General features: G+C 38.8%; 2 protein-coding genes. Both read right to left on the bottom strand.

Annotated features, from left to right (window positions below; translation table 11 throughout):
• Positions 1-864: 864 nt before the first annotated feature.
• Positions 865-1,713, bottom strand: a complete 849-nt coding sequence (mutM, locus tag AB1414_18835) for a bifunctional DNA-formamidopyrimidine glycosylase/DNA-(apurinic or apyrimidinic site) lyase (protein MEW6609469.1) — start codon at positions 1,711-1,713, stop codon at positions 865-867.
• 689 nt (positions 1,714-2,402) lie between these two features.
• Positions 2,403-2,564, bottom strand: a complete 162-nt coding sequence (locus AB1414_18830; GenBank protein ID MEW6609468.1) for a hypothetical protein — start codon at positions 2,562-2,564, stop codon at positions 2,403-2,405.
• Positions 2,565-2,674 lie beyond the last annotated feature (110 nt).

Here is a 2,674-nt window from a genome sequence, read left to right as displayed (position 1 = left end):
CTATATAGTATTCCCTCCTCTTGATGTCAACTAAGCAAATTATTTCTTTTTTGTCGCTTTGGCATCTTTTATCACCCAAAACTCTCCCAAACCCGTACCATAACTAAAAACTATTTGCAACGCTCTCATATAGCCCACAGAGTTACAGAGAACACAGAGGGAATATATAACCACGAATAAACAGGAATGCACACGAATGCACAAAAAGATTTGTAGTGCGAGGCTTTAGCCTCGCTTCTGGCAAACAGGAAGGCAAACCTAAAGGTTCGCACTAGTGTGGTGTTGAGTAAGTTTTGCACGGAGTATCATCAGGTTTCGTAACCTGCAAACGGACAATTGGTAATTGGTAACTGGTAACTGGTTAAATAGTTTCGTCCTGAGCTCAGCCGAACGGTATTTAATTACCAGTTACCAATCACCAGTTACCAGAATCAAATTCCGTGCGTTATTTGTTCAACACGACACTAGTAAAGCGTTCTCTAAGTAGATATAACAATATTATAGTAAGTATTAACCAAAAGTTCACATTAGTATTGTTGATAGTTGATGGTTGATAGTCTATGAAACTATCAACTATAAACTATCAACCATCAACCCTGTTGCTATATCTGTTCTATGAGAATTTTTCGTTAATAACTATTATATGTATTTAGAGAATGCTATAATAGTGTGGTGTTGAGTAAGTTTTGCACGGAGTATCATCAGGTTTCGTAACCTGCAAACGGATAATTGGTAATTGGTAACTGGTAACTGGTTAAATAGTTTCGTCCTGAGCTCAGCCGAACGGTATTTAATTACCAGTTACCAATCACCAGTTACCAGAATCAAATTCCGTGCGTTATTTGTTCAACACGACACTAGAATTTATCTGTGTTTATCCATATTCACACGAAAGTTCAGTTTTTGGCAATGCGGGCAAAAATAGCTTGAGCGACCGCCTATTTTTACTCGCGATATCTTTTCCTGACAGGTAACGCACACTTGCCCTTCCCGTTGATAAACCCGATGGAATCTCTGATAACCACCTTCCTGACCACTTGAATCAACATAGTTGCTGATACTTGAACCTCGATACAGAATCGCCGCGCTTAAGACATTCCTGATAGATTGATAAAGTATTTTTATTTGCGATTGAGTCAATGTTGAGGCTAATTGAAGGGGATGAATCCGTGCCAGATGTAAGGATTCATCTGCATAAATATTGCCAATTCCAGCGAGAAATGATTGATTAAGTAATAACGACTTTATCCGCCCCTTTTTCGTAGAAATTAATCTTTTGAAATCGGATAATGAAATCTTCAGCGGCTCATCACCAAGTCCCGCCAATTGCGTAAGCTCAGATAATATCGATGTTTTGGTTAAGATAACATAACCAAACTGACGCAGGTCAATATATCGTAATTGATTACCACCAGATAGTTCAATAACAAGGTGGGTATGATTTGCCATTGGTGACCGGGGTGAAGTATAAACAATTTGACCACTAAGTTTAAGATGAATAAGCAGACTGAGGTTATTTGAAAGAGTAATGATAATCATCTTGCCCCGACGACTGATGCCCTGTATCTGTGTATCCTTTAGTTGTGAGGCAAACTCCTTTGTTTCCTGCTTGATAATTTTAGGCAGATGGACACTTACCTTAATAATTTTTTGGCCAATAATCTGTTGTTGTAATCCACGAACAATAGTTTCTACCTCAGGTAATTCTGGCATCTTTAAGTTATCCTCTTTGTAACCGCTGGACTTTCATGAATTGTAAGCGTTCAGCCACAGAGGCACAGAGTTCACAGAGAATTAAGGAAATTAGTCACATAAGGACACGAATTAACCTGTGATATCCCATCATAAATGGAGTGCGAACCTTTAGATTCGCCTTCTGGTTTGCCAGAAGCGAGGCTAACACCTCGCACTACAAATCTTTTTGTTGTTCAGGGAGATTTGGGTTCACCTCGCTAGTGTCGTGTTGAACAAATAACGCACGGAATTCGATTCTGGTAACTGGTGATTGGTAACTGGTAATTAAATACCGTTCGGCTGAGCTCAGGACGAAACTATTTAACCAGTTACCAGTTACCAATTATCCGTTTGCAGGTTATGAAATCTGATGATACGCCGTGCAAAATTTACTCAACACCACACTAGATAGTAGAACATCTAACGGGATTCATTCGTGATTATATATTCCCTCTGTGTTCTCTGTGGCTCTGTGGCTATATCCTGAACGGTTACAATTTATGATACGCCAAAATCATTCAAAAGTCAACAAAAATTTCCACCTGTGCAGGTAGAAATTAAGGAAGATATTCTGGGGTTTTGTCCCAGACCCTATTGGGGGAACGCGTTCCCCAAAACCCCCAGCAGGGGCTTGGGGACAGCGTCCCCAAAATATTATCCTTTTATTTCTAATTGCACAGGTCAAAATTTTTGTAACCGTTCAGGCTATATATCAAAAGTGTAAGAAAGGGGATAAGGAGATAAGAGTGATATGGAGATAAGATAATAGAAATAGATTGAAATTTATAGAAATAGGTAGAAATTGATTGTGGGAAACAACAAATTTCCATAAATTTCTATTACTTGATGTTCAAGTTTTTTAAAGGTATAAAGATTTAACCGCAAAGAGCGCAAAGGAAGATTTCGCAAAGGACGCAAAGGAAGGAAAATAAGGTGGTGA

This window comes from bacterium, from assembly GCA_040755795.1.
GTDB lineage: Bacteria > UBA9089 > CG2-30-40-21 > CG2-30-40-21 > SBAY01 > JBFLXS01.
The sequence above is the reverse complement of the archived record's forward strand: the minus strand, read 5'-3'. Positions and strand labels throughout refer to the sequence as shown.

Bases quoted from the DNA above. Each gene is read 5' to 3' on its own strand.
- mutM (MEW6609469.1), bottom strand. From the start codon at position 1,713: ATGCCAGAATTACCTGAGGTAGAAACTATTGTTCGTGGATTACAACAA.
- AB1414_18830 (MEW6609468.1), bottom strand. From the start codon at position 2,564: ATGGAAATTTGTTGTTTCCCACAATCAATTTCTACCTATTTCTATAAA.